General features: G+C 61.5%; 18 protein-coding genes. 8 read left to right on the top strand and 10 right to left on the bottom strand.

The genetic code is table 11. From position 1 onward, the window contains the following. Nucleotides 1-79: 79 nt before the first annotated feature. A complete protein-coding gene (cstA, locus tag ACNQ0T_RS19335) occupies nt 80-2,185 on the bottom strand; it encodes a pyruvate/proton symporter CstA (protein WP_038415638.1) in 2,106 nt (701 codons plus the stop codon). A 268-nt stretch (nt 2,186-2,453) separates the two neighbouring features. Here cstA and ACNQ0T_RS19330 point away from each other — a divergent pair, with 268 nt between their 5' ends. From ACNQ0T_RS19330 to ACNQ0T_RS19320, 3 genes are read left to right on the top strand one after another with little or no spacing between them, the layout of a single operon-like run. Next, entirely contained in the window at nt 2,454-3,149 is a 696-nt protein-coding gene (locus ACNQ0T_RS19330; protein ID WP_417930330.1) for a nucleoside recognition domain-containing protein, read from the top strand. Continuing rightward, entirely contained in the window at nt 3,146-3,610 is a 465-nt protein-coding gene (locus ACNQ0T_RS19325) for a YjiG family protein (protein WP_023305665.1), read from the top strand. Before ACNQ0T_RS19330 ends, ACNQ0T_RS19325 begins: the two co-directional genes overlap by 4 nt. A gap of 13 nt (nt 3,611-3,623) precedes the next feature. Continuing rightward, nucleotides 3,624-4,736: a M20 family metallopeptidase gene (locus ACNQ0T_RS19320; protein ID WP_058677444.1), complete on the top strand. Its 1,113-nt coding sequence runs from the start codon at nt 3,624-3,626 to the stop codon at nt 4,734-4,736. Nucleotides 4,737-4,826: 90 nt separating this feature from the next. Here ACNQ0T_RS19320 and entH read toward each other — a convergent pair whose 3' ends face one another. The 5 genes from entH to entC are packed head-to-tail and all read right to left on the bottom strand — an operon-like array spanning nt 4,827 to nt 9,652. Further along, entirely contained in the window at nt 4,827-5,240 is a 414-nt protein-coding gene (entH, locus tag ACNQ0T_RS19315; protein ID WP_022647384.1) for a proofreading thioesterase EntH, read from the bottom strand. Next, nucleotides 5,240-5,992, bottom strand: a complete 753-nt coding sequence (gene entA / locus ACNQ0T_RS19310; RefSeq protein WP_417930329.1) for a 2,3-dihydro-2,3-dihydroxybenzoate dehydrogenase EntA — start codon at nt 5,990-5,992, stop codon at nt 5,240-5,242. The genes entH and entA overlap by 1 nt, the downstream gene beginning before the upstream one ends. After that, on the bottom strand, nt 5,992-6,846 hold the full coding sequence (locus tag ACNQ0T_RS19305) for an isochorismatase family protein (protein WP_417930328.1): 855 nt from the start codon (nt 6,844-6,846) through the stop codon (nt 5,992-5,994). Before ACNQ0T_RS19305 ends, entA begins: the two co-directional genes overlap by 1 nt. Before the next feature lie 10 nt (nt 6,847-6,856). Further along, entirely contained in the window at nt 6,857-8,467 is a 1,611-nt protein-coding gene (entE, locus tag ACNQ0T_RS19300) for a (2,3-dihydroxybenzoyl)adenylate synthase EntE (RefSeq protein WP_023305662.1), read from the bottom strand. Nucleotides 8,468-8,476: 9 nt separating this feature from the next. Continuing rightward, on the bottom strand, nt 8,477-9,652 hold the full coding sequence (entC, locus tag ACNQ0T_RS19295) for an isochorismate synthase EntC (protein ID WP_417930327.1): 1,176 nt from the start codon (nt 9,650-9,652) through the stop codon (nt 8,477-8,479). A gap of 188 nt (nt 9,653-9,840) precedes the next feature. On the opposite strand from entC, the gene fepB reads away from it, so the two are divergent. Next, a complete protein-coding gene (gene fepB / locus ACNQ0T_RS19290) occupies nt 9,841-10,800 on the top strand; it encodes a Fe2+-enterobactin ABC transporter substrate-binding protein (RefSeq protein WP_336196931.1) in 960 nt (319 codons plus the stop codon). A gap of 77 nt (nt 10,801-10,877) precedes the next feature. Here fepB and entS read toward each other — a convergent pair whose 3' ends face one another. Further along, nucleotides 10,878-12,104, bottom strand: coding sequence for an enterobactin transporter EntS (gene entS / locus ACNQ0T_RS19285; RefSeq protein WP_023299557.1), 1,227 nt, complete (start codon nt 12,102-12,104; stop codon nt 10,878-10,880). A gap of 108 nt (nt 12,105-12,212) precedes the next feature. Between entS and fepD the strand changes: the two genes are divergently transcribed. The 3 genes from fepD to fepC are packed head-to-tail and all read left to right on the top strand — an operon-like array spanning nt 12,213 to nt 15,003. Further along, nucleotides 12,213-13,217 carry a Fe(3+)-siderophore ABC transporter permease gene (gene fepD, locus ACNQ0T_RS19280; RefSeq protein ID WP_022647378.1) on the top strand — a complete coding sequence of 335 codons (1,005 nt, stop codon included), beginning with the start codon at nt 12,213-12,215 and terminating at the stop codon, nt 13,215-13,217. Next, complete coding sequence (gene fepG, locus ACNQ0T_RS19275) at nt 13,217-14,206, top strand: iron-enterobactin ABC transporter permease (RefSeq protein WP_108367360.1); 990 nt, start codon at nt 13,217-13,219, stop codon at nt 14,204-14,206. Before fepD ends, fepG begins: the two co-directional genes overlap by 1 nt. Further along, nucleotides 14,203-15,003, top strand: a complete 801-nt coding sequence (fepC, locus tag ACNQ0T_RS19270) for an iron-enterobactin ABC transporter ATP-binding protein (protein ID WP_023299555.1) — start codon at nt 14,203-14,205, stop codon at nt 15,001-15,003. Before fepG ends, fepC begins: the two co-directional genes overlap by 4 nt. An 88-nt stretch (nt 15,004-15,091) precedes the next feature. Here the strand turns inward: fepC and entF are convergent, their stop codons facing one another. Genes entF through fes form a run of 3 tightly spaced genes read right to left on the bottom strand, consistent with a single transcriptional unit; the run spans nt 15,092 to nt 20,368 of the window. Next, nucleotides 15,092-18,949: an enterobactin non-ribosomal peptide synthetase EntF gene (gene entF / locus ACNQ0T_RS19265; protein ID WP_417930326.1), complete on the bottom strand. Its 3,858-nt coding sequence runs from the start codon at nt 18,947-18,949 to the stop codon at nt 15,092-15,094. After that, complete coding sequence (locus tag ACNQ0T_RS19260) at nt 18,946-19,158, bottom strand: MbtH family protein (RefSeq protein ID WP_032624700.1); 213 nt, start codon at nt 19,156-19,158, stop codon at nt 18,946-18,948. Before ACNQ0T_RS19260 ends, entF begins: the two co-directional genes overlap by 4 nt. Before the next feature lie 10 nt (nt 19,159-19,168). After that, on the bottom strand, nt 19,169-20,368 hold the full coding sequence (gene fes, locus ACNQ0T_RS19255; protein WP_038415624.1) for an enterochelin esterase: 1,200 nt from the start codon (nt 20,366-20,368) through the stop codon (nt 19,169-19,171). Nucleotides 20,369-20,514: 146 nt separating this feature from the next. Here fes and ACNQ0T_RS19250 point away from each other — a divergent pair, with 146 nt between their 5' ends. Further along, complete coding sequence (locus tag ACNQ0T_RS19250; RefSeq protein WP_023299551.1) at nt 20,515-22,755, top strand: TonB-dependent siderophore receptor; 2,241 nt, start codon at nt 20,515-20,517, stop codon at nt 22,753-22,755. The last annotated feature ends 116 nt before the right edge of the window (nt 22,756-22,871 follow it).

The raw sequence follows: 22,871 nt of genomic DNA, 5'->3' as shown, positions 1-22,871 counted from the left end.
ACCCCGGCCCTCTCCCGGAGGGAGAGGGAGGATAAGAAATGTAGGCCGGGTAAGACGAAGCCGCCACCCGGCACACGGGTTAATGCGCCCCTTTCGCCTGGGTGACAATCTCGTCCAGGTTCTCAGGCATTGGCTCATACGGCGTCTCTTTCGCCGTTGGCGTGTCGACTTTCAACGCCGCCAGCGCGGTTTTCAGAGAATACAACGCCAGCACCACAACCACCACCATAAAGAAGATGGTCAGCCCGGCGTCCAGACGGTTGTTAAACACCAGCTGGGACAGCTGAGATTCGGTGTACTGCGCCGGGATCTTGCCGCTGTCGATCATCGCCTGGAACTTGTTGGCAATGGCCAGGAAGCCCACCTTGTTGTCCGGGCTGAAGGCTTTCTGCCAGCCTGCTGTCAGGGTACAGATCAGCAGCCACGCCGTTGGCACCAGCGCCACCCATGCGTAACGCTGGCGCTTCATCTTGAACAGGACTACGGCACAAAGCATCAGCGCCATGCCCGCCAGCATCTGGTTGGCGATACCGAACAGCGGCCACAGGGTGTTAATGCCGCCCAGCGGATCGACCACGCCCTGATGCAGGAAGTAGCCCCACGCCAGCACGCACAGTGCCGTCGCCAGCAGGTTAGCCGGGAGTGAATCGGTACGTTTCAGATTCGGGGAGATCACCCCCAGCAGATCCTGCAACATAAAGCGCGCCGCGCGCGTACCGGCATCCACCGCCGTCAGGATAAACAGCGCCTCGAACAGAATGGCGAAGTGATACCAGAACGAGACATCCATCAGCCCGCCCAGCGCACCATGCAGGATGTAGGCCATACCCACCGCCAGCGTCGGCGCCCCGCCCGCACGGGAGATAATCGACTGCTCGCCGACCTCGTTAGCGATATGCGTCAACGTTTCAGGGGTGATCGCAAAGCCCCAGCCGCTCACCACCTGCGCAGCAGAGGCGACCACGTCAACAGTGCCGGCCGGGGCCAGTACCGCCATCGGGCTGTTCATCGCGAAGTACACGCCCGGGTCGATAATACAGGCCGAGACCAGCGCCATAATCGCCACGAAGGATTCCATCAGCATGCCGCCATAGCCAATCAGGCAGGCCTGATTTTCATTCGCGAGCATCTTCGGCGTGGTCCCGGAGGCGATAAGCGCATGGAAGCCAGACACTGCCCCACAGGCGATGGTGATAAACAGGAACGGGAACAGGTTACCGGTCCAGACCGGGCCGGTGCCGTCAATGAATTTGGTCAGGGCAGGCATGGTCAGGGTCGGGCGCATAATCAGAATGCCGATCGCCAGCCCGACGATGGTACCAATTTTCAGGAACGTAGAGAGGTAGTCACGCGGGGCCAGCAGGAGCCATACTGGCAGCACCGCCGCCACGAAGCCGTAGCCCACCAGCATCCAGGTCAGCTGCACGCCGGTGAAGTCGAAGAACGGTGCCCAGGTCGGGCTTTCCGCCACCCAGCCGCCGGAGATAATAGCAAACACCAGGAACACCAGGCCAATGACTGAAACTTCACCAATGCGTCCCGGACGCAGATAGCGAATGTAGATCCCCATGAACAGCGCCAGCGGAATGGTGAAGGCGACGGTATAGGTTCCCCACGGGCTGTGGGTCAAGGCTTTCACCACAATCATCGCCAGTACCGCGAGGATGATGACCATGATCATAAAGGTCGCCACCAGCGCAATCACCCCGGCAGTTGCCCCCATCTCCTCTTTCACCAGCTCACCCAGCGAACGACCGTCGCGACGGGTGGAGACGAACAGCACCATGAAGTCCTGCACCGCGCCCGCCAGCACCACCCCCGCGAGGATCCAGATCATCCCCGGCAGGTAGCCCATCTGCGCGGCCAGTACCGGCCCCACCAGCGGGCCTGCCCCGGCAATCGCCGCGAAATGGTGACCGAACAGCACTTTTTTATCGGTCGGCACGTAGTCCAGACCATCGTTATGACGCACGGCCGGCGTCATGCGCGTGCCGTCTACGCCCAGTACCGTCTTCGCGATATAACGGCCATAAAAACGGTATGCGATCAGATAAATGCAGACGGAGGCGACCACGATCCAGAGCGCATTGATCTGCTCCCCCCGGTTGAGGGCGATGTAGCCCAGGGCAAAGGCTCCCACAACGGAGAGCCCTGCCCATATAAGGTATTTCCCTGAGTTGTTCATAATGGTTATCCGTTGTTGTGAAACAGTGAGATGTTACATTTTGTTTCTAGAACAACGGATAAAATTTAACAACTTTGAAACGCAATAATGCGTGGTCAAACCAGACATTTACACCACATTGTTAAGCCGATCACTTTCGTAGCGTCACCGTTCACACTTTTACCTTTTTCGGCCAGACACCGCCTTACGGAATGATTTGTATCATTTTTTTTGGCCATAACCTCGCCAGAATGATCCTGCGCAATCGCGTGCATACAAGGAAAAGGATATGAACAGTTCAGTACCTCAGGATAGTCAGGTCGGGCCGGGCGCGTACTTCGCGCTGGCGTTTGCAGCCGTTTTCTTCTCGGGTCTGTTAGGCGGAAAAGAGTGGTACGGCGTCTTTGATTTCACCACCCTCAACGGCGCATTTGGCAAAGTGGTCAGCAAAGCCAGTCTGGATGACGGTACGTTAACCACAGCCAGCAGCGCCTTTCGCGGCACCGGCGGCAGCGGCGCGATGGACGGGTTTCTCTTCGCGCTCGGTTTAATTCCCGCGGTGATGTTCGCGCTGGGGATGATCAACGTGCTGGAGCACTATGGCGCCCTGCGTGCCGCGCGCAAACTCTTAACTCCTCTGCTGCGCCCGCTATTGGGGATCCCTGGCACCACCGGGCTGGCGCTGATTGGCAGCCTGCAAAGTACCGACGTGGGCGCGTCGCTTACCCGTAATCTCTCTGATGAAGGGCAAATCAGCGAAAAAGAGAAAGACGTTTTCGCCATGTTCCAGTTCTCCGCCGGGGCGATGATCACCAACTTTTTCTCTTCCGGGGCGATCCTCTTCACGCTGCTCGCCATTGACGGCACGGCGGCGGTGCCCACCTCCATCGGGGCCTGTATCGCGGTGATGTTTATCATGAAAATTGTCGGCGCCAATCTGCTGCGCCTGATCCTGACGTTTACCCATAAAGGAGACGCCGCATGAGTGCCCCACAGTCCAATCCCGTCATTACCGATGTGTTTATCGAAGGCGCGCGCAAAGGCTGGAGCATTGCCACCAGCAGCACGCTGCCCAACGTGGTGATGGCCTTTATCATCATCAAGGCGCTGGAAATTACCGGCGCGCTGAAAGGGCTGGGCACGATCTTCTCCCCGCTGATGGGCCTGTTTGGCCTGCCGGGCGAAGCGGCCGCCGTGCTGATTGGCGGCTGGATGTCGATGGGCGGCGGGATCGGCGTTGCCATCGGCCTGTTTGATAAAGGCATCCTCACCGGCGAGCACCTGGCGATCCTGGCGCCCGCCATCTACCTGATGGGCTCGCAGGTGCAGTACCTGGGCCGCATTCTGGGGGTGATTGGCACCCGCGCCAAACGTATTCCGCTGATGATCGCCCTCTCGGTGGTCAACGCTTTCTTAGCCATGCTGCTGATGCGCATTATTCTCTGAACAGGACGTGAACATGAATCTTGACCATTATATAGAAGAGCTGAAAACCCTGGTGAACGTAGACTGCGGCACCCAGACGATTGACGGCGTCGCCGCTGTTGCAGGCATCATGCAGCAACTGTGGCAGCGCGAAGGCTGGCATACGGAGCAGGTGAACCTGGGCGACAAGGTGGGCCCCGGCGTCTTCGTCAGTAACAAGCCGCAGGCGGAACGGTTCGACGTGCTGCTGGTCGGGCATCTGGATACCGTATTTCCCGCCGGCACCGTGGCCGCGCGTCCGCTGAGCGAGGATGAAACCCGCCTGTACGGCCCCGGCGTCTCGGATATGAAGAGCGGACTTCTGAATATTTTGTGGGCAATGCGCGCGCTTGACGCCGCAGACAACGATCGTCTCGCGATTGCCGTTGCGATGAACCCGGACGAAGAGACCGGATCTGTCCATTCCCATGAGTGGATTGGCGAGCTGGCTAAGCGTTCCCGCTGCGTGCTGGTGTGCGAAGCCGCCCGCGCCGACGGTTCGCTGGTGAAAGCGCGTAAAGGGATGGCGGGCTATCACCTCACCTTTAGCGGCGTGGCGGCACACGCGGGCAATGACCCGGAAAAAGGCCGCTCGGCGATCACCGCGCTGGCAAAGAGCGTTATCGCCATCAATGCGCTGACGGACTGGGATCGCGGCACTACACTTAACGTCGGCGTAATTCAGGGCGGCAGCGCGGCGAACGTGGTCGCGGACAGCGCTGTGGCAGAACTGGACGTTCGCTTCTGGGAAAACGACGAGTATGACCGGGTGAACCAGGCGCTGGAGTTGTTATGTGAACAAGGCTTTTTAGACGGCGTGACCACCACGCTGACGCGGGTTAATCACAAACCGGCGATGGCCGCGAGCGACGCGACGCAGGCGCTGATGCAGCAGGTTGAAGCGGCGGGTAAAGCGGAAGGCATCGACATTACCTGGCAGGCAGTCGGCGGCGGCAGCGACGCCAACCACACCGCCGCGCTCGGCATCCCCACGCTTGACGGCTTCGGGCCGGTTGGCGCCGGGTTCCACAGCCCGGCGGAATGGCTGGATAAAGCGTCCATTGCGCCGCGAATTCGGCTGTTGAAGCGGGTGGTATCGATGTTGTAACAACCGCCCGGTGGCGCTTCGCTTACCGGGCCTGCATGTTTCGTAGGCCGGGTAAGGCGAAGCCGCCACCCGGCACTCCCGCCGCACAATCTAACCCAGCACCATCGTACTCAACCGACACGTACAGCACCGCCGCCCCTGCTCGTCGAACACCACAATCTCCCAGCTCTGACTGGAGCGGCCCAGATGCAGCGGCTGACATACGCCGCGCACCTTACCGTGAGAGACCGCGCGGTGGTGCGTAGCGTTCAGTTCCGTGCCCACCACATTCTGCCCGTCGCGGGTCATCAGAAAACCGGCCATCGACCCCAGCGTTTCCGCCAGCGCCGCCGACGCACCGCCGTGCAGCAGGCCAAACGGCTGGTGGGTGCGCGCATCCACCGGCATCTCCGCTTCCAGCGTATCGTCCCCGAGGCGGGTATAGACGATGCCAAGGTGTTCCACCATCGTGTTCTGGCTAGTGGCATTCAGTTCGTCGAGGGATAAATGACGTTTCCAGATCATTACGCCCCCAGCGTGGAGCCGCCGTCCACCACGATATCCTGCAAGGTGATATGGCTGGCGGCATCGGATGCCAGGAACAGCACGGTCGCGGCAATCTCCTGCGGACGGGCAATTTTACCGAGCGGAATGCCGAGCTTGAACTGCTCGCCGAAGCCGCGAATGCGCCGCTGTTCCGCATCATCGCTGGTCCACAACGTGCGCTGCATGTCGGTATCCGTAGAACCCGGCGACACCAGGTTACAGCGTACGCCGCTGCCCGCCAGCTCCAGCCCGACGGTCAGCGCCAGGCTTTTCAGCGCCGCTTTCGACGCGCCGTAGGCGCTCATGCCGATGCGCGGCGTGTGCGCCGCGTCAGAGGCCACCGTCACAATCGCCCCGCTCTGCTGACGACGGAACTGGCCCATCGTCTGCTGGAACAGGTTGAACGCGCCGCCGACGTTGACCGCAAAGGTCTGCTGCCAGTCCTCCTGCGAAAGCTGATCCGTCGCGCCCATACGCAGAATGCCCGCCGCGTTAACCAGCACGTCGAGCCGCTCAAGGCTGCTGAGCAAACGCCCGCAGACATCACTCGCCTGCGCCGCATCCGCCACGTCCAGTGTTTCGGTGGCAAACGGATATTCGCCGTGAGGGAAAGCCAGATCGAACCCGGTCACCTGCGCCCCGGCCTCCACAAATGCCAGCGCGGTCGCATAGCCAATGCCCTTACCCGCGCCCGTCACCCAGACGGTTTTACCGGTAAAATCAAAAGCCATCACTTCACCTCGCGGGAGAGCAGCGCCCACCAGGCATCGAGGGTCGGATTTTTTGCCAGCATCACGAAATCAATGTCGCCGTGCACTTTGCGCCAGCGGGCGGCCAGCGCCATCATCCGTACTGAATCCAGACCGTAGTCGATCAGGTTTTCGTCATCCATCGGCTCGTCGGACTCGTCCAGCAGCGGCAGGATCAGCTCACGCAGCGCGGCTTTCGTTGCCGGAACAGACGGCAGCAACTCGTCGGTCATCACCACGCGGCCCGAACGTCCGGCCACGTATTTCAGCGACATCAGGTGCTCGTCGCGGGTGAAATCCGCCAGCGCGTCGGCGATAAATAACGGTTTGATGTCGCGCATAAAAGCGTCGGTGGCGGTGGTCATGCAGCCGATGTGGGCGTACACGCCGGTGATCAAAAGCTGGTTGCGCCCGGTCTCTTTCAGCATCTGCTCCAGCGGGGAGCGGTGAAACGCGCTGTAGCGCCACTTCACCAGCACGGTGTCCGCTTCGTCCGGGGTCAGCTCAGCGACGATGCGCTGCTGCTCCGGCGAGCGAGTCAGACCCGGCCCCCACATATCGTTCAGCAGGGCGCGGTCTTCATCGCTCTGATCTTTCGGCTGCGCGGTGTAGTACACCGGAATATTGTGCTCTTTGCAGTACGCGCGCAGTTTAGCGATGTTCGCCACCACCTGCTGCATCATGTCGCTATTTTCGCCCCAGAAATTCAGGAAGTACTCCTGCATATCGTGGATCAGCAGCGCGGCGCGCTCCGGCTCAAACGCCCAGCTTACTTTACTGGTCGGCAGTTCGGCGGCGGTTGGCAGCGCATATGCGGTTAATTTTGGAATAGCCATTCTCTGTTCCTCAGCCCCGGGCGCGTTCAGCAAGCCACAGGCGCAACTGTTTCTTATCAACTTTGCCGACCGGCGTGAGCGGAAGCGCATCCACGCTCTCCACGCGGTCCGGCAGCTTAAATTCGGCAACGCCCTGCTCGCGCAGGAAGCGGCGCACCTCCACCGCGCGCAGCGGCTGTTTCACCACCAGGTACGCGCAGCTTTTTTCGCCCAGCAGGCTGTCCTCCATGCTCACCAGCGCGGCGTGGATCACCGCGTCGTGGCGCAGCAGCAGGTTTTCGATCTCTTCGGCGGCGATCTTCTCGCCACCGCGGTTGATCTGATCTTTCTCGCGCCCCTGCACGGTGATGTAACCCTGCTCGTCGATGGCGATCAGATCGCCCGAGCAGTAGAAGCCGTTGGCATCGAAGGCGCTGGCGTTGTGGTCCGGGCTGTTGAAATAGCCGCGGAAGGTGTAAGGGCCGCGCGTCATCAGACGCCCGACCTCCCCGCGCGGCAGCGGGTTACCGTCCTCGTCCGCCACCCACACTTCATCGTCCGGGCACATCGGGCGGCCCTGGGTATTGATGATGCGCTCCGGCGCATCGTCGAGGGCGGTATAGTTCACCAGCCCTTCCGCCATGCCAAATACCTGCTGAAGCTGGCAGCCAATTTCCGCCGGAATGCGCGCCGCAAGCGTGGCGGAGAGGCGCGCGCCGCCCACCTGGAGCAGCCTGAGGGATTTCAGCTGGGCGTTCCCCGCGCCGTCGGCAATCGCCTGCAACCACAGGCTGACCGCGGGCGGCACCAGCGAGGTGACGTTTATCTGATGCTGCTCAATCAGCGGGAAGCAGAGCGTGGCGCTCGGATCGTTCGCCAGCACCACGCAGCCACCCGCCGTGAAAACGCCTAACGATCCTGGCGAGCTCATGGCGTAGTTATGCGCCGCGGGAAGGGCGTTCAGATAGCGGGTGTGCGCAGTGATACCGCAGATTTCGTTGCTGCGACGGATGCTGTAGTCGTAATCGTTATGCGTGCGCGGGATCAGCTTCGGCGTGCCGGTGCTGCCGCCGGAGAGCTGGAAGAACGCCACTTCGTCGGCGGGCGTCGGGTTCGGGATGAAATTGTCCGCCGGGCGCGCAATCGCCGCCTCCAGCGCATGTTCGCCCTTATCGCCACGCAGCAGCACAACGCGTACCGAGCGATGCGCATCCACAAAGGTGTTGAGAAAATCGTCGCCCGAGAACAGCGCGTGGTCGCGATCGGCAATCAGCACGGCGGGTTTAATCTGCTCCGCGTAGGCGTTGAGTTCACTGCGCTGATGGCTAAAGAGCGCGTTGACCGGCGCGACGCCGATTTGCAGTAGCGCGAAGAAGGTGATGTAGAACTCAGCCACGTTGCCAAGCTGCACCAGCGCGGTCTCCCCGCGATGCAGCCCCTGCGCCTGAAGGGAGGACGCCAGATTCGTCACCGCCTGATTAAACGCGCGGTAGGTGATGCGGCGATCGCCGTCAATTATCGCGACCGTATCGCTGTCCGCATGGTCCGTCAGGATGTGGGTCAGCGGCAGATCCTGCCAGTAGCCTTTTTCACGGTAGCGGCGGGCAAACTCCTCAGGCCAGCGGGTAAAAGGGATGGTCATGAGTATTCCTTAGTGCAAACCAAACACGTTGAGCATGGTGGAGAGCTTCACGCCCGTCTCGCGCCACTCGCCGACCGGGGAGGAGGCAGGCACAATGCCCGCGCCGGCAAACAGGCGAACGGTATTTTGATGCAGCCGCGCGCAGCGGATAGTTACTACCCACTCGCCGTTACCTTCGCTGTCGCACCAGCCGATGATGCCGCCGAACAGCTCGCGGTCGAACGGCTCCAGCTCGGCAATCAGCTCTTTTGCCGCCTGATGCGGGAAGCCGCTCAGCGCGGGCGTCGGGTGCAGCAGGCAGGCCAGCGTCAGGGCGTTCTCGTTTTCACGTGCCTCACCTTCTACCGGCGTGGCCAGATGCCACAGCGTCGGGGTGGTGATGAGCTGCGGGGAAGCCGGCATGCTCAGATGATGGCTACGCGGTTCCAGAATGGTTTTCATCGCCTGCGTGACCAGATCGTGCTCGTGGCGGTCTTTTTCGGAGGCCAGCAGCTTAGTGCCCGCTTCGCGATCCAGCACATCGTCCGGCTGACGGCGCGCAGAGCCTGCCAGCGGCAGCGAGCTAAAGTGCGCGCCCTCTTTGCGCAGCAGCAGTTCCGGGCTGGCGCCCAGCAGCACGCCGCCGTCTTCCAGCGGTACGTGGAAGTTAAAGCTCGCCGGGTTCTGGGCGATAAGACGCTCCATCAGCGCGCTGCTATCGATCTGTTTGTCGGTAGCGATATCAATCAGGCGCGACAGCACCACCTTATTCACCTGCGGCGTAGCGGTGAGCGACGCGGCGCGAGCAACCATCTCCTCGAAAACCGGCTGCGACGGGATCTCGGTGCGCTGTTGCACGTTCAGCGTCTGCGCGCCGGAGGCATAACGTGCGGACTGCTGACGCGCCGGGCGGGAGAAGGTTTGCCAGCGTTGTGGAATAAACAGCGATGACGGTTTGCGGGTATCGAAGGGGATCGCCCCTACCATCACCGGATGGGCAATGCCGCTGTTTTTCGCATTCCGGAAAGCCTGAGCTAATTTCTGCTGAAAGGGACCCGCCGGATCGTCACCGCCGACGGCGGGTTCAGAAAAACGGGCAAAACAGCCGGACGTGGTAAAACTGCGGTAAGGCGACATAAAGAAAAAGCTGTCTGATTGCAGCGTTGTCGCGGTGTGCTGAACTTCCTCAGCCAGGGACGTGTCCATATCATCCTCCTTAAAATGATAAAAGAAGCAATAATGATTATCATTTATATTTTCGTCGGCTAACCTAATCCCACATCGCCCCGCTGTCAACCGTCGGGCAAATAACTTGTGCGACAAACGCTTGCATCCCTTCCCTACAGCCCTGAAAATGAGAAGCATTATCTTCAATAAAATCAGGATGCCGCTCTGTGAAAATCGCTGCCGTTTGCCGCAATGCCCTTCTTTTAACAGGACTTTTTGTTTTAGGACTAACCTCAGCCGCCGCCGCCGACTGGCCGCGTCAGGTCACCGACAGCCGCGGCGTTCACACGCTTGAGAGCAAACCGACGCGCATTGTCTCCACCAGCGTGACCTTAACCGGCTCCCTGCTGGCCATTGACGCGCCGGTCATTGCCAGCGGCGCGACCACGCCAAACAACCGCGTGGCGGATGCGCAGGGCTTCCTGCGTCAGTGGGGCGATATCGCCAAACAGCGTAAGGTTGCCCGGCTGTACATCGGCGAGCCGAGCGCCGAAGCCGTCGCGGCCCAGATGCCGGACCTGATTTTGATCAGCGCCACCGGCGGGGATTCCGCGCTGGCGCTCTACGATCAGCTTTCCGCCATCGCGCCGACGCTTATCATTAACTACGACGACAAAAGCTGGCAGGAACTGCTGACCCAACTGGGGACGATCACCGGGCAGGAGACACAGGCCGCAGAGCGCATCGCTGCCTTCGACAAACAGCTCGCCAAGGTGAAACAGCAGATGAAGCTGCCGCCACAGCCGGTGAACGCCATCGTCTACACCGCCGCGGCGCACACGGCGAACCTGTGGACGACAGACTCCGCGCAGGGCAAGCTTTTGCACCAGTTGGGCTTTACGCTGGCCGACGTGCCTGCCGGGTTGCACACCTCAAAAAGTCAGGGCAAACGCCACGACATTATCCAGTTAGGGGGTGAAAACCTGGCGACGGGGCTGAACGGCGAAGGGCTGTTCGTGTTTGCCGGCGATCAGAAAGACGTGGACGCGATTTACGCCAACCCGCTGCTGGCGCATCTGCTGTCGGTGAAGAACAAGCGCGTCTGGGCATTAGGAACCGAGACGTTCCGCCTGGATTATTACAGCGCGATGTTGGTGTTGCAGCGTTTGAATTCAATTTTTAAATAAGTGGCACGTTCCCCGTAGGCCCGGTAAGCGCAGCGCCACCGGGCGTTTTGTCGGGTGGCGGCTACGCCTTACCCGACCTACAGGGTTTGCCTGAACCGACGCAACTCCACCAGAACCGCCAATAAAATCACGCCAACAACGGCTAACACAAACCCGCTGCTGCTCGCCGACGCCACCGGGGTCATTATCGCCCCCAGCCCGCCGAGGATCGCCGCGCCAATCGCATCGCCCGTGACGTTCTGCGCCGTCCACAGGCCGTTAATGCGCCCGAGCATCCCTTCCGGCGTCTGGGTCTGGATCAGGGTGTACTGTAAAAGAGAGCTGACCGCGCTCAGCCAGCCGAAAATCACCAGACACATCACCCCCAGCGCCCACACCGGCATCAGGCTAAAGAAACCAATGGCGATAAACGAGGCCAGCGTCGCCACCAGCATGATCAACCCCGGTCTCGCGCTCTGCGCCAGGTTGCCGCTGGTCAGCGCCCCGAAGGCCGCACCGAGCGGAATGGCGGCGTACAGCACGCCAATCTCTGAGGCGCTCATCTGCCACTCACCCGCCAGCGCCGGATACAGCACGCGCACGGCGCTCGCCATCGTCAGCAGGCCGCCGAGCAGCGCAATCCCGCCAATCAATGGGTTGCTGAACAGGAAACGAATCGCGGCCATCAGGGACTTCAGCGGATGCTCGCGCGGCTGCGGCGGGGGTGGCAGGAGCGGCAGACGCAGTAGCGTCAGGGTGGTAATAAACGTTCCCGCCGCGGCAAGGCCGTAGTTCCACGCCACGTTGCCGGTCGCCAGCAACAGACCGCCCACCATCGGCGAAATCACCGAGCCGAGCCGTACGGTGAGCATGGTGATCGCCCCCGCCTGCATCAGGTTCTCGCGCCCGACCAGCGCGGGCGTGGCCGCCAGCAGCGCCGTCACGCCTAACGAAGCAAAAAAGCCGTCCCACAATCCCAGCACGTAGATGGCCACCAGCGACGGCTCCGGCAGCATGGCGTTCAGACACAGCCCGACAAAGCCCACCCCGCAGGTGCCGCGCGCCAGCAGGATCAGCTTTTTACGCTCGTAGCGGTCCGCCAGCACGCCGCCCACCATCAGGCCGATAAACATCGCCCCGCCGGTTAAGGTGACGGATAACCCCACCAGCCAGCTGGAGTGAGTCATGGTCTGGATTTGCACCGGTACGGCCACACCAAGCAGACCGAGGGACAAAATGGAGATAAAGCGAGCGATAAAAACGGCGCGATACGCCGGGTGTGTTTTGAGCAGGCTGAGGTTAAGCAGCCAGGATTTTTGATTCATGACAAAGCCTTGAGTCTATTTCTACCCATTCCATGGGCGCACATGCTAACATAGCCAAATAAGATAGATAACGATAATCACTATCATTATCAAATCATGGATGTTGCTATGTCGTTTTCCTCTTCTGCGGTGCGCGCCCTTGCCGTGCCCGTTTTATTGCTACTGCTAATCCTTGCGATTGCACTCAGCCTGCTGGTCGGCGCAAAACCGCTGCCCGCGTCCGTTATTGTCGATGCGCTATCCGGTACCTGTCAGAGCGCCGACTGCACCATCGTGCTCGACGCTCGCCTGCCCCGCACCCTTGCCGGATTGCTGGCTGGCGGTGCGCTCGGCCTTGCCGGTGCCCTGATGCAAACCCTCACCCGCAACCCGCTGGCGGACCCCGGCATTCTCGGCGTTAACTCCGGCGCCAGCTTTGCCATCGTGCTCGGCGCAGCGCTGTTTGGATTTACGTCCCCCTCTGAACAGCTGATGATGGCTTTTTGCGGCGCGCTGGCGGCCTCGCTGGTAGTGGCGTTTACCGGCAGCCAGGGCGGCGGCCAGCTCAGCCCGGTACGCTTAACGCTGGCGGGCGTAGCGCTCGCGGCGGTACTGGAAGGCTTGTCCAACGGCATCGCCCTGCTCAACCCGGACGTGTATGACCAGCTGCGCTTCTGGCAGGCGGGTTCGCTGGATATTCGTACCCTTGAAACCTTAAAGGTGGTGGTGATCCCGACGATCGTCGCTGCCGCCGTGGCGCTCTGTTTAAGCCGGGCGCTGAACAGCCTGAGCCTCGGCAGCGATACCGCGACCGCCCTCGGCAACCGTGTGGCGCGCACGCAGCTGACGGGGCTACTCGCCATTACCGTGCTCTGCGGCAGCGCGACCGCCGTGGTCGGGCCGATTGCCTTTATCGGCCTGATGATGCCGCACATGGCGCGCTGGCTGGTGGGGGCGGATCACCGCTGGTCGCTGCCGGTCACGCTGCTTGCGACCCCTGCCCTGCTGCTCTTTGCTGACGTACTGGGCCGCCTGCTGGTGCCGGGTGAACTGCGCGTCTCGGTGGTCAGCGCCTTTATCGGCGCGCCGGTGCTGATCTTCCTGGTTCGACGCAGACGCGGGGGTGGCGCATGATGGCCCCGTCCCGTCGTTTACTTACCAGCGTCGCCCTGCTGGTCGTCGCCAGTCTGCTGCTGGCGATCTGGAGCCTGCAAAGCGGTGTCGTAACGCTTGATTTCGCGCAGGTCTTTCACGCTCTCAGCGGCAGCGCGCCGCGTAACATCACCATGGTGGTCACCGAATGGCGATTGCCGCGCGTGGCGATGGCGATCCTGGTGGGCGCGGCGCTTGGCGTCAGCGGCGCGATATTCCAGTCGCTGATGCGTAACCCCCTCGGGAGCCCGGACGTAATGGGCCTGAATACCGGCGCGTGGAGCGGCGTGCTGGTGGCGATGGTGCTGTTCGGGCAGCATCTTACGGCCATTACCTTTACGGCGATGGCGGGCGGCATTCTCACCTCCCTGCTTATCTGGGCCCTGGCCTGGCGCAACGGCATCGACACCTTCCGTCTGATCATCATCGGGATCGGCATCCGTGCGATGCTGATGGCGTTCAACACCTGGCTTCTGCTACAGGCATCGCTGGAAACCGCGCTCTCCGCCGGGCTGTGGTACGCCGGCTCCCTCAACGGTCTGACGTGGGGAAAAACCTGGCCCGCCGCGCCGCTGATTTTGCTGATGTTTATTGGCGCGTTGCTGCTGGTCAGGCGCATGCGGCTGCTGGAGATGGGCGACGACAGCGCCTGCGCGCTGGGCGTGAGCGTAGAGCGCTCGCGCCTGATGCTGATGCTGGTGGCGGTCTTGCTGACCGCAGCGTCTACCGCCATCGCCGGGCCGATCTCGTTTATTGCCCTCGTAGCCCCGCATATCGCGCGGCGTCTTAGCGGTACCGCGCGCTGGGGATTAACCCAGGCGGCGCTGTGCGGCGCATTGTTACTGCTGGCCGCCGATCTCTGCGCTCAGCAGCTGTTTATGCCTTATCAACTGCCGGTGGGCGTGGTGACCGTCAGCCTCGGCGGGATTTACCTCATCGTCTTGCTCGTTCAGGAGTCACGCAAGAAATGACAGATTCAACATTCCGCTTGCGCGGCGAAAACTTGACCCTCGGCTACGGCAAAAAAATCATTGCCCGGGATTTATCCGTGTCCATTCCGGACGGCCACTTCACCGCCATTATCGGCCCGAACGGTTGCGGCAAATCGACCCTGCTGCGCACGCTGAGCCGCCTGATGTCGCCGGTTGAGGGTAGCGTGTTCCTCGACGGGGAGCAGATCCAGCGCTTCGCCAGCAAAGAGGTGGCGCGCCGAATTGGCCTGCTGGCGCAAAACGCCACCACGCCGGGGGATATTACCGTGCAGGAACTGGTCTCCCGCGGGCGCTACCCGCACCAGCCACTGTTTACCCGCTGGCGCAAAGAGGACGACGAGGCGGTGAAGCGCGCGATGCAGGCTACGGGCATCACCAATCTGGCCCAACAAAGCGTCGATACTCTCTCCGGCGGACAGCGCCAGCGCGCCTGGATTGCAATGGTACTGGCGCAGGAAACCTCGATTATGCTGCTGGACGAGCCGACAACCTGGCTCGATATCAGCCATCAGATTGATCTGCTGGAGCTGCTGAGCGAACTGAACCGCACGCAGGGGTACACCCTGGCGGCAGTGCTGCACGACTTAAATCAGGCGTGCCGCTACGCGACGCATCTGATTGCGCTGCGCGACGGCGAGATTGTGGCGCAGGGCGCGCCGAAGGAGATTGTGACGCCGGATCTGATCGCGCGGATCTACGGCATGCGCTGCATGATTATTGACGATCCGGTGGCGGGTACGCCGCTGGTGGTGCCGTTGGGCAAGCGTGCGGTCTGATGCCCTCACCCCGGCCCTCTCCCACAGGGAGAGGGAGCAAACCATCCCCTCTCCCCGTGGGAGAGGGTTAGGGTGAGGGGCATTTGCACTATTCTAAAATTTCCTTCAGTACCGGCCCAATCTTTTCAAACGCCTGCGGTGAAATAATATCCACGTGGGCGCAGTCCTGGCTGTACACCTCCAGCGCACTCACCCACGGCGCCCATGCGGCCTGCGGATCCATGGTTCGTGTGCGTTCGGCGACAAACAGCGTCGCTTTACCGTCGAACCGTGAACTATGCGCGGTGGTGAGCAGCCGCACCGCATCGGCGTAGTTGCCTTCAATAGCGTTAAACAGCTCGCTGGAACCTTGCCCCTGCTGGGCGGCGATAAACGCCTGACGCTCGCGCTCAATTTCCGCCAGCACCTCCGGATCGAGGCCATTAGCCTCTTTCTCCGCCCAGTTCTGGGTTTCCGGCGGCCAGGTATCCAGCAGGCCGAGGAACGCTACGTTTTCACCCTGCTCGCGCAGACGCGCCGCAATGCCCTGCGCCAGCGTGCCGCCGAGGGAATAGCCGAACAGATAATACGGCCCCTGCGGCTGCTGCTTACGCAACGTGTTCAGATGATGTTCGATCACCGCATCGAGATCCGCACACTGCTGCATCGGTCCGTCAGGTCGGGGAGACTGAATGCCGACGATTGACCAGCGCGGGCTGAGGTAGCGCGCCAGGACGCTAAACTGCCAGGCAAAGCCGGATGCCGGATGGAAGCAGAACAGCGTGGGGCCGTTGCTTTCACGCAGCGGGAGAACAGTTTCATACCCCAGACGCTGCGCCTGCTCGTCGCTCATCTGCGAGTCCAACAGGGCGCTAAGCTTACTCACCGTCGAGGCGACCATAATCTGGCCCGGCGTGACCTTACGGCTGAACGCACGGCTGAGCTGAGCCGCGAGGCGCATCGCCAGCAGCGAGTGGCCGCCGAGGGCAAAGAAATCGGCTTCGATATCGTTCACTGCGCAGCCCAGCAGGGCAGAAAACGCCTGCGCCACGGCGACTTCGGTTTGTGTCTCAGGCGCGCGACCAGAGGTTTTGCTGGTCAGCTCCGGCAGCGGCAACGCCTTGCGATCCAGCTTGCCGTTGGCGCTTAACGGCAGCGCGCTGATTTGCAGCAGCACCACCGGCACCATATGTGGCGGCAGCTGGGCTTTGAGTGATGCTAGCAGCGCGTCGCGATCCAGCGGTAAGCCGGATTCGGAGACAACGTACCCCACCAGCTGGCGGGCATCGCCACCCGTGGCAGTTGCCAGGTTGAACACGCAGGCGTGCGCCACGGCCTGGGCCACATCCGGCAGCGCAAGCATGGCCCGGTCGATTTCGCCCAGCTCAATGCGCTGACCGCGAATTTTTAACTGGTCATCGCTGCGGCCCAGATATTCTACCGCGCCGTTGTCCAGCCAGCGAGCAACGTCCCCGGTGCGGTACATCCGCTCGCCGGGGGCAAACGGATCGGCGATAAAGCGGCTGGCGGTAAGGTCGGGGCGTCCCAGATACCCCTGCGCCAGCTGGATGCCGGTGAGATACAGATCCCCCGCCACGCCGAACGGCACCGGGCGCATCATCGCGTCCAGAATGCGCAGCCCCGTATTCCACACCGGGAAGCCGATCGGCACGCTGTTCCCTTCCACCGCCGCCAGCTCGGGGCCGTACGCCGGATACCAGCTGACGTCCACCGCCGCTTCGGTCGGGCCATAGAGGTTGTGCAGCGGCGCATGGGTGAGCTGTTCCCACTCGCGGCACAGCGCAGTCGGCAACGCCTCGCCGCTACAGAACACCTGCTTCAGCGTCCTGCAACAGTCGACGTTTTCCGGCGTCAGCGAGGCGACGAACGCCGCCAGCATCGACGGCACGAAGTGGGTGGTGGTTACGCCATATTGTGCGAAGAAGCTCTGCATCGCCTGCGGATCGCGGTGCGCGTCCGGCTCGGCCATCACCAGCTTCGCCCCGGCAATAAACGGCCACCAGAACTCCCACACCGACACGTCAAAGCTGCACGGCGTTTTCTGCGCCACCACGTCATGCGCCGCCAGTGAATAATGATCCTGCATCCACTTCAGGCGGTTAACGATGGCGGTATGGCCGACCATCACGCCTTTTGGTCGTCCCGTCGAACCGGAGGTAAAGATGATGTACGCGGTCTGCTCCGGCTTCGCCAGGCGCAGAGGTTCAGCATCGGTGGCCGGTAATAGTGTGTTGTAACTAAAGGTGGCGATCGGCAGATCGTTAAAGCGCGGAAGCTGCTGGTCGGTGGTAATGAGCAGCGACGGCTTCGCGTCCTCCAGCATCATCCGCAGACGGTCGTCCGGGTAACCGGTATCCAGCGGCAGCCAGGCGGCGCCAGCTTCAACAATCCCGTGCAGCGCCAGGGTCAGGAACACCGAGCGCGGGAGCGCCACCGCCACGCTGTCGCCCGGCTTCACGCCGCGCGCGCGCAGCAGATTTGCCAGCGCGACCACCTGCTCGCGCATCTGGCGGTAGTTCAGCTCAGTATGGGCATCCGCCAGCGCCGGGGCGTCCGGCGTTTTGCTCGCCTGCTCCGCGACCAGATCCGCCAGCGTGGTGGACGGCAGCGCCAGCCCGGTATCGTTTATTCGCGCCAGCCGGCCGTATTCCTGCTCTGATACGGTTTCCACGTCGCCACAGCGCAGGTCCGGGTTGGCGGCAAACTGCGTCAGCATTGCGTTCAGCCGCGCCGCGTGCCCCTTCAGCGTCGCCTCGTCGTAACGCTGCCTGTTGGCGAGGATCTCAATGCTTAGTCCGCCCTGCTCGTCCGGGAACAGCGCCAGCTCCAGATCGTTCACCGGGCCGGTCGCCAGCGTGTGGGTAATGGCCTCCACGCCGTCGATATCCAGCTGATAATCGAACACCTTGACGTTCAGCACCGGACCAAACAAGGGTTCGTCCCCTGCTGCCTGCCCGCTGTCGCGCACGATCTGCTCGGCATCGTAGCGCTGATGGCGGCGCATCTTTTTCAGCTGGTTCGCCAGGCGCAGCGCCAGTTCCGGCAAGCTCTCGTGCGGGCGAATATTCACCGCCATCGGCAGGACGTTGAGCACCGGTCCGGTCGCGGTCAGCGCGGCGGAGCCCATGCGGCGCATAAAGATAAACCCGGCGGCGTAGTCCAGCCGTCCGGTCAGGCGGCCCAGCCACAGCGCCACCAGCGCAAGCGCCAGATCGGTTCGCTGCGTTTGTCCGGCCGCCTGTGCAAGCTGGCTGAACGCACGGCCGTCCATCGCCATTTTCAGGCGCAGGATGTCGGTGGTGGCGGCACGTCCCGGCAGGGGCGCGGAAGAGAGCGAGACCGGAGAAGGAAGCTGTTGGCGCTGTTCGGCCCAGAAAGCACCGTCGCGCTGATACGCCTCGCTGTCGCGATAGCGCTGATACTCCACCACCACCTCGGCGAACGGAGTAAACGGGGAGGCGGGCGCAGGTTCACCTTTCTGCCACGCAGCGTAAATGGCGGCGATTTGACGGGTAATGGCCGGGAAACTGAAGCCATCTACCACCAGATGATGATACCGCTGATACCAGTACCAGTGGTTTTCTCCCACCTGAATCAGTTGGTGAAACGCCAGCGGCTGACCGCTGTCGACGCGCAGGTTCTGGTTGAGATCGGCCTCCATCAGCGCCACGGCGGCGTCGTGGGAGTTAACGCGCACAATGGACGGCTCCGGCAGGATCATGGCCTCATCGATCCACTGCCACACCTCGCCGTTATCCTCGGTGAAACGCATCCGCAGGGTGTCGGCCTGCATCATGCCTTCAGCGATGGCTTTTGCCAGCAACGGCGCGTCGATAGCGCCTTTCAGTTCGGTGTAGTGCGCCACGCTCCAGGCGTTTGGCAGGGAGGAAAGCTGCTCTGCCATCCAGATCCCCGGCTGGGCGGCGACAAGAGGGAGACGGTTCATGCGCGCTCCCCCGCAAAATAAGACGGCTCAAGCGTCTGCCACTGTTCCGCCAGCCACTGCTGGCACGCCTCCTGAGATTGCGGTTCGCACACCACGCGCCAGCCCGCGGGCAACTCGCACTCCTGCGGCCACAGGCTGTACTGCCCCTGGTCATTTTGCAAAATGGCGAACTGTCCCTGCGGATTATCGAAAGGATTGCTGAATTCCATACAGACTCCGTTATTGAATAAGCGGCTGCCAGAGGGTCATCAGCCCCTGTGTCAGCCCACCGCGCCAGCAAAGCGCATCGTGTCCGCCGTCAACCTGACGCCAGAAAACCGGTTGCTGAGTGTGTAGTTCGGCGAGGATCGCCTGGTTTGCGCGTAAGATAAGCGGCTCGTTGCGCCCGGCCTCAAGGACGATGCGCAGCCCGCGAGCGGTTTTTTCACCCGCTTTGAGTTGTTCAATGAGCAGCCCGTCCTGCTGCGCGCCGCGGTGCGGCCACCAGTAGGATCCGGACTGGCTGAGGATGCAGCCAAAACGCTGCGGCCAGTTGAGGCCCGCATAGAGGGAAGAGAGCCCGCCGAAGCTTTGGCCCGCCACCACGGTATGGTCGGCGCGGTCGCTGAACGGGGCCATGCTTTTCACCTGCGGGAGGAGTTCGTCCTGCACCGCCAGCCAGAAATCAGGGTTGCACGGCAGCTCGCGGCTGCGGTGTGCGGTGTCAATAACGTCGATTAAGACATAAACCGCAGGCGGCAGTTTGCCTTCATGGGTGAGCGACGCCAGCGCAGGCCAGACGGGCATGCTTTCGGCCCAGAACTGCCCGTCAAGCAGTACCGCCAGCGGGCGCTCGGGGCTTTCATCCCCGGTGGTAAAAATCCACACGCGGCGATGGTTCTTCAGACGCGCGCTGTGCCACTCAATGCAGACTGGCTTTTTATAGGGCGTATCGGGATGATTCCAGCCGGGCTGTACGGGCGCCTCCGGCATCTCCAGCGCCGAGACGGCGTGCCCGCGTCCACCGCGCCAGCTCTGCGCATTCAGCGGATCGGAAACCGCGTGCGGCAGCAGTTTGCGCCAGCCTTCGCGCAGCGCCATGCGGTCCGGCTGCTCGCCTTCAAACACTGCGCTGGCAAAATCATCTTCATTGTCGGAGGGGATAAAACAGTAGCTGCCGCGCCATTCGGGGCTGAACTCGCCCTGCCACTGCCAGACGTCGGTATCCGGGATACGTTCAAGGGACTGCGGACGGGCATTTTGATGGTGATCGGTCACGCCGGTGACGTAGAGCCAGACGCGTTTAATCGTCGACGTTTTCTGCGTTCCCGCCGGGTCCCGCCACCAGAATGTCACGCGATAGTTTTCCTGATGACGTTCCCGTTCCGGCCCGTTTTTCGCCTGCCACCACGCTTCACTTCCGGTTGTTAACGCCGTCACCCTTATAACCCCATGTTTAACAGTCTTTTTTGTTTCAGAGCAAATTTTATTGATAATATTATTGATAACTATTTGCATTTGCAATAGCGTAATGCCCGCGCTGTGGGAAGCGCGCTCATTAAATAACCATAAAAGCGGGACGTACAATGAATAAGAAGATTCACTCTCTGGCCTTGCTGGTCAATTTAGGGATTTATGGTGTCGCGCTGCCCGCCATGGCAGACGACAACACCGCCTCCGCGCAGCACGAAGACACCATGGTGATCACCGCCGCCGAGCAGAATTTGCAGGCGCCGGGCGTGTCAACCATCACCGCCGATGAGATCCGCAAAAACCCGCCCGCGCGCGACGTGGCGGAAATCATCCGCACCATGCCGGGCGTTAACCTGACCGGCAACTCCACCAGCGGCCAGCGCGGGAACAACCGTCAGATTGACATTCGCGGCATGGGCCCGGAAAACACCCTGATCCTGATTGACGGCAAGCCGGTCACCAGCCGCAACTCCATCCGTCTGGGCTGGCGCGGCGAGCGTGACACCCGCGGCGATACCGGCTGGGTACCGCCAGAGATGATCGAGCGCATCGAAGTGATCCGTGGCCCGGCCGCTGCACGCTACGGTAACGGCGCGGCGGGCGGCGTGGTGAACATCATCACCAAAAAATTCGACGACCAGTGGCACGGCTCCTGGAACACCTACCTGAACGCGCCAGAACATAAGGACGAAGGTTCGACTAAACGCACCAACTTCAGCCTGAGCGGCCCGCTGGGCGGCGACTTCAGCTTCCGCATGTTTGGTAACCTGGACAAAACCCAGGCCGATGCGTGGGACATCAACCAGGGTCACCAGTCTGAACGTACCGGTGCCTACGCCAACACCCTGCCCGCAGGCCGTGAAGGTGTGGAAAACAAAGACATCAACGGCGTGGTGCGCTGGGACTTCGCACCGATGCAGTCGCTGGAGTTTGAAGCGGGCTACAGCCGCCAGAACAACCTGTATGCGGGCGACACGCAGAACACCAACAACGACAACGCGCTGGTGAAGAAGAACTACGGTAAAGAGACAAACCGCATTTATCGTCAGAACTTCGCCGTGACCTGGAACGGCGGCTGGGATAACGGCATTACCACCAGCAACTGGGCGCAGTACGAGCACACCCGCAACTCCCGTCTGGGTGAAGGACTGGCGGGCGGTACTGAAGGTCTGTTCAACAGCAATAAATTCACCGACACCGATCTGTCCGACGTGATGCTGCACAGCGAAATCAACCTGCCGATTGATTTCATTGTGAACCAGAACCTGACGCTCGGCACCGAGTGGAACCAGCAGCGCATGAAGGACTCGACTTCCTTCACGCAAACCCAGCAGGGCGGCACCATCCCGGGCATGAGCGAAGACCGTAGCCCGTACACTTCAGCGGAGATCTTCTCCCTGTTTGCCGAAAACAACATGGAGCTGACCGACAGCACCATGCTGACCCCTGCCCTGCGCTTCGATCACCACACTATTGTCGGCAATAACTGGAGCCCGTCCCTGAACCTGTCGCAAGGTCTGGGGGATGACTTCACCCTGAAGATGGGCATCGCGCGCGCCTATAAAGCGCCAAGCCTGTATCAGACCAACCCGAACTACCTGCTGTACAGTAAAGGCCAGGGCTGCTACGCCAGCTCCGACGGCGTGGGCTGCTACATGATGGGTAACGACGATCTGAAAGCGGAAACCAGCATCAACAAAGAGATTGGCCTGGAGTGGAAACGCGACGGCTGGCTGGCGGGCGTGACCTGGTTCCGCAACGACTATCGCAACAAGATTGAAGCGGGCTACGCGCCGATTGGCCAGACGTCCACCGGCAAAGTCACCACCGATATCTACCAGTGGGAAAACGTACCGAAAGCGGTAGTGGAAGGTCTGGAAGGCTCCCTGAACGTGCCGGTCAGCGACACCATCAACTGGACCAACAACATCACCTACATGCTGCAAAGCAAGAACAAGGAGACCGGCGATCGTCTGTCGATCATCCCGGAGTATACGCTGAACTCTACCCTGAGCTGGCAGGTACGTCAGGATGTCTCATTGCAGTCGACCTTCACCTGGTACGGCAAGCAGCAGCCGAAGAAGTACAACTACAAAGGTCAGCCGGTGACCGGGTCTGAGAAAGACGAAGTCAGCCCGTACAGCATCGTTGGCCTGAGCGCGACCTGGGACGTGACCAAAAACGTCAGCCTGACCGGCGGCGTGGACAACGTCTTCGACAAGCGCCAGTGGCGCGCCGGTAACGCCCAGACCACGGGTAATACCACGACGGGTGCGTATATGTACGGTGCGGGTGCGTATACGTATAATGAGCCGGGTCGCACCTGGTACATGAGCGTGAATACGAGGTTCTGATACAGGCAGTGACTTCCCCCTCTCCCTGTGGGCTGAGGGATCCCCAGTAATTTTTTTATGCAGAAGCAATAAAGTTGCTTTCTAAATGACTGAGGGCTGTCAGCGATGCCCTGGTC

Source organism: Enterobacter cloacae complex sp.6700776 (genome assembly GCF_048284255.1).
GTDB classification, from domain to species: domain Bacteria; phylum Pseudomonadota; class Gammaproteobacteria; order Enterobacterales; family Enterobacteriaceae; genus Enterobacter; species Enterobacter intestinihominis.
This window is presented reverse-complemented; position numbering and strand designations above follow the sequence as displayed.

Bases quoted from the DNA above. Each gene is read 5' to 3' on its own strand.
- cstA (WP_038415638.1), bottom strand. From the start codon at position 2,185: ATGAACAACTCAGGGAAATACCTTATATGGGCAGGGCTCTCCGTTGTG.
- ACNQ0T_RS19330 (WP_417930330.1), top strand. From the start codon at position 2,454: ATGAACAGTTCAGTACCTCAGGATAGTCAGGTCGGGCCGGGCGCGTAC.
- ACNQ0T_RS19325 (WP_023305665.1), top strand. From the start codon at position 3,146: ATGAGTGCCCCACAGTCCAATCCCGTCATTACCGATGTGTTTATCGAA.
- ACNQ0T_RS19320 (WP_058677444.1), top strand. From the start codon at position 3,624: ATGAATCTTGACCATTATATAGAAGAGCTGAAAACCCTGGTGAACGTA.
- entH (WP_022647384.1), bottom strand. From the start codon at position 5,240: ATGATCTGGAAACGTCATTTATCCCTCGACGAACTGAATGCCACTAGC.
- entA (WP_417930329.1), bottom strand. From the start codon at position 5,992: ATGGCTTTTGATTTTACCGGTAAAACCGTCTGGGTGACGGGCGCGGGT.
- ACNQ0T_RS19305 (WP_417930328.1), bottom strand. From the start codon at position 6,846: ATGGCTATTCCAAAATTAACCGCATATGCGCTGCCAACCGCCGCCGAA.
- entE (WP_023305662.1), bottom strand. From the start codon at position 8,467: ATGACCATCCCTTTTACCCGCTGGCCTGAGGAGTTTGCCCGCCGCTAC.
- entC (WP_417930327.1), bottom strand. From the start codon at position 9,652: ATGGACACGTCCCTGGCTGAGGAAGTTCAGCACACCGCGACAACGCTG.
- entS (WP_023299557.1), bottom strand. From the start codon at position 12,104: ATGAATCAAAAATCCTGGCTGCTTAACCTCAGCCTGCTCAAAACACAC.
- fepD (WP_022647378.1), top strand. From the start codon at position 12,213: ATGTCGTTTTCCTCTTCTGCGGTGCGCGCCCTTGCCGTGCCCGTTTTA.
- fepG (WP_108367360.1), top strand. From the start codon at position 13,217: ATGGCCCCGTCCCGTCGTTTACTTACCAGCGTCGCCCTGCTGGTCGTC.
- fepC (WP_023299555.1), top strand. From the start codon at position 14,203: ATGACAGATTCAACATTCCGCTTGCGCGGCGAAAACTTGACCCTCGGC.
- entF (WP_417930326.1), bottom strand. From the start codon at position 18,949: ATGAACCGTCTCCCTCTTGTCGCCGCCCAGCCGGGGATCTGGATGGCA.
- ACNQ0T_RS19260 (WP_032624700.1), bottom strand. From the start codon at position 19,158: ATGGAATTCAGCAATCCTTTCGATAATCCGCAGGGACAGTTCGCCATT.
- ACNQ0T_RS19250 (WP_023299551.1), top strand. From the start codon at position 20,515: ATGAATAAGAAGATTCACTCTCTGGCCTTGCTGGTCAATTTAGGGATT.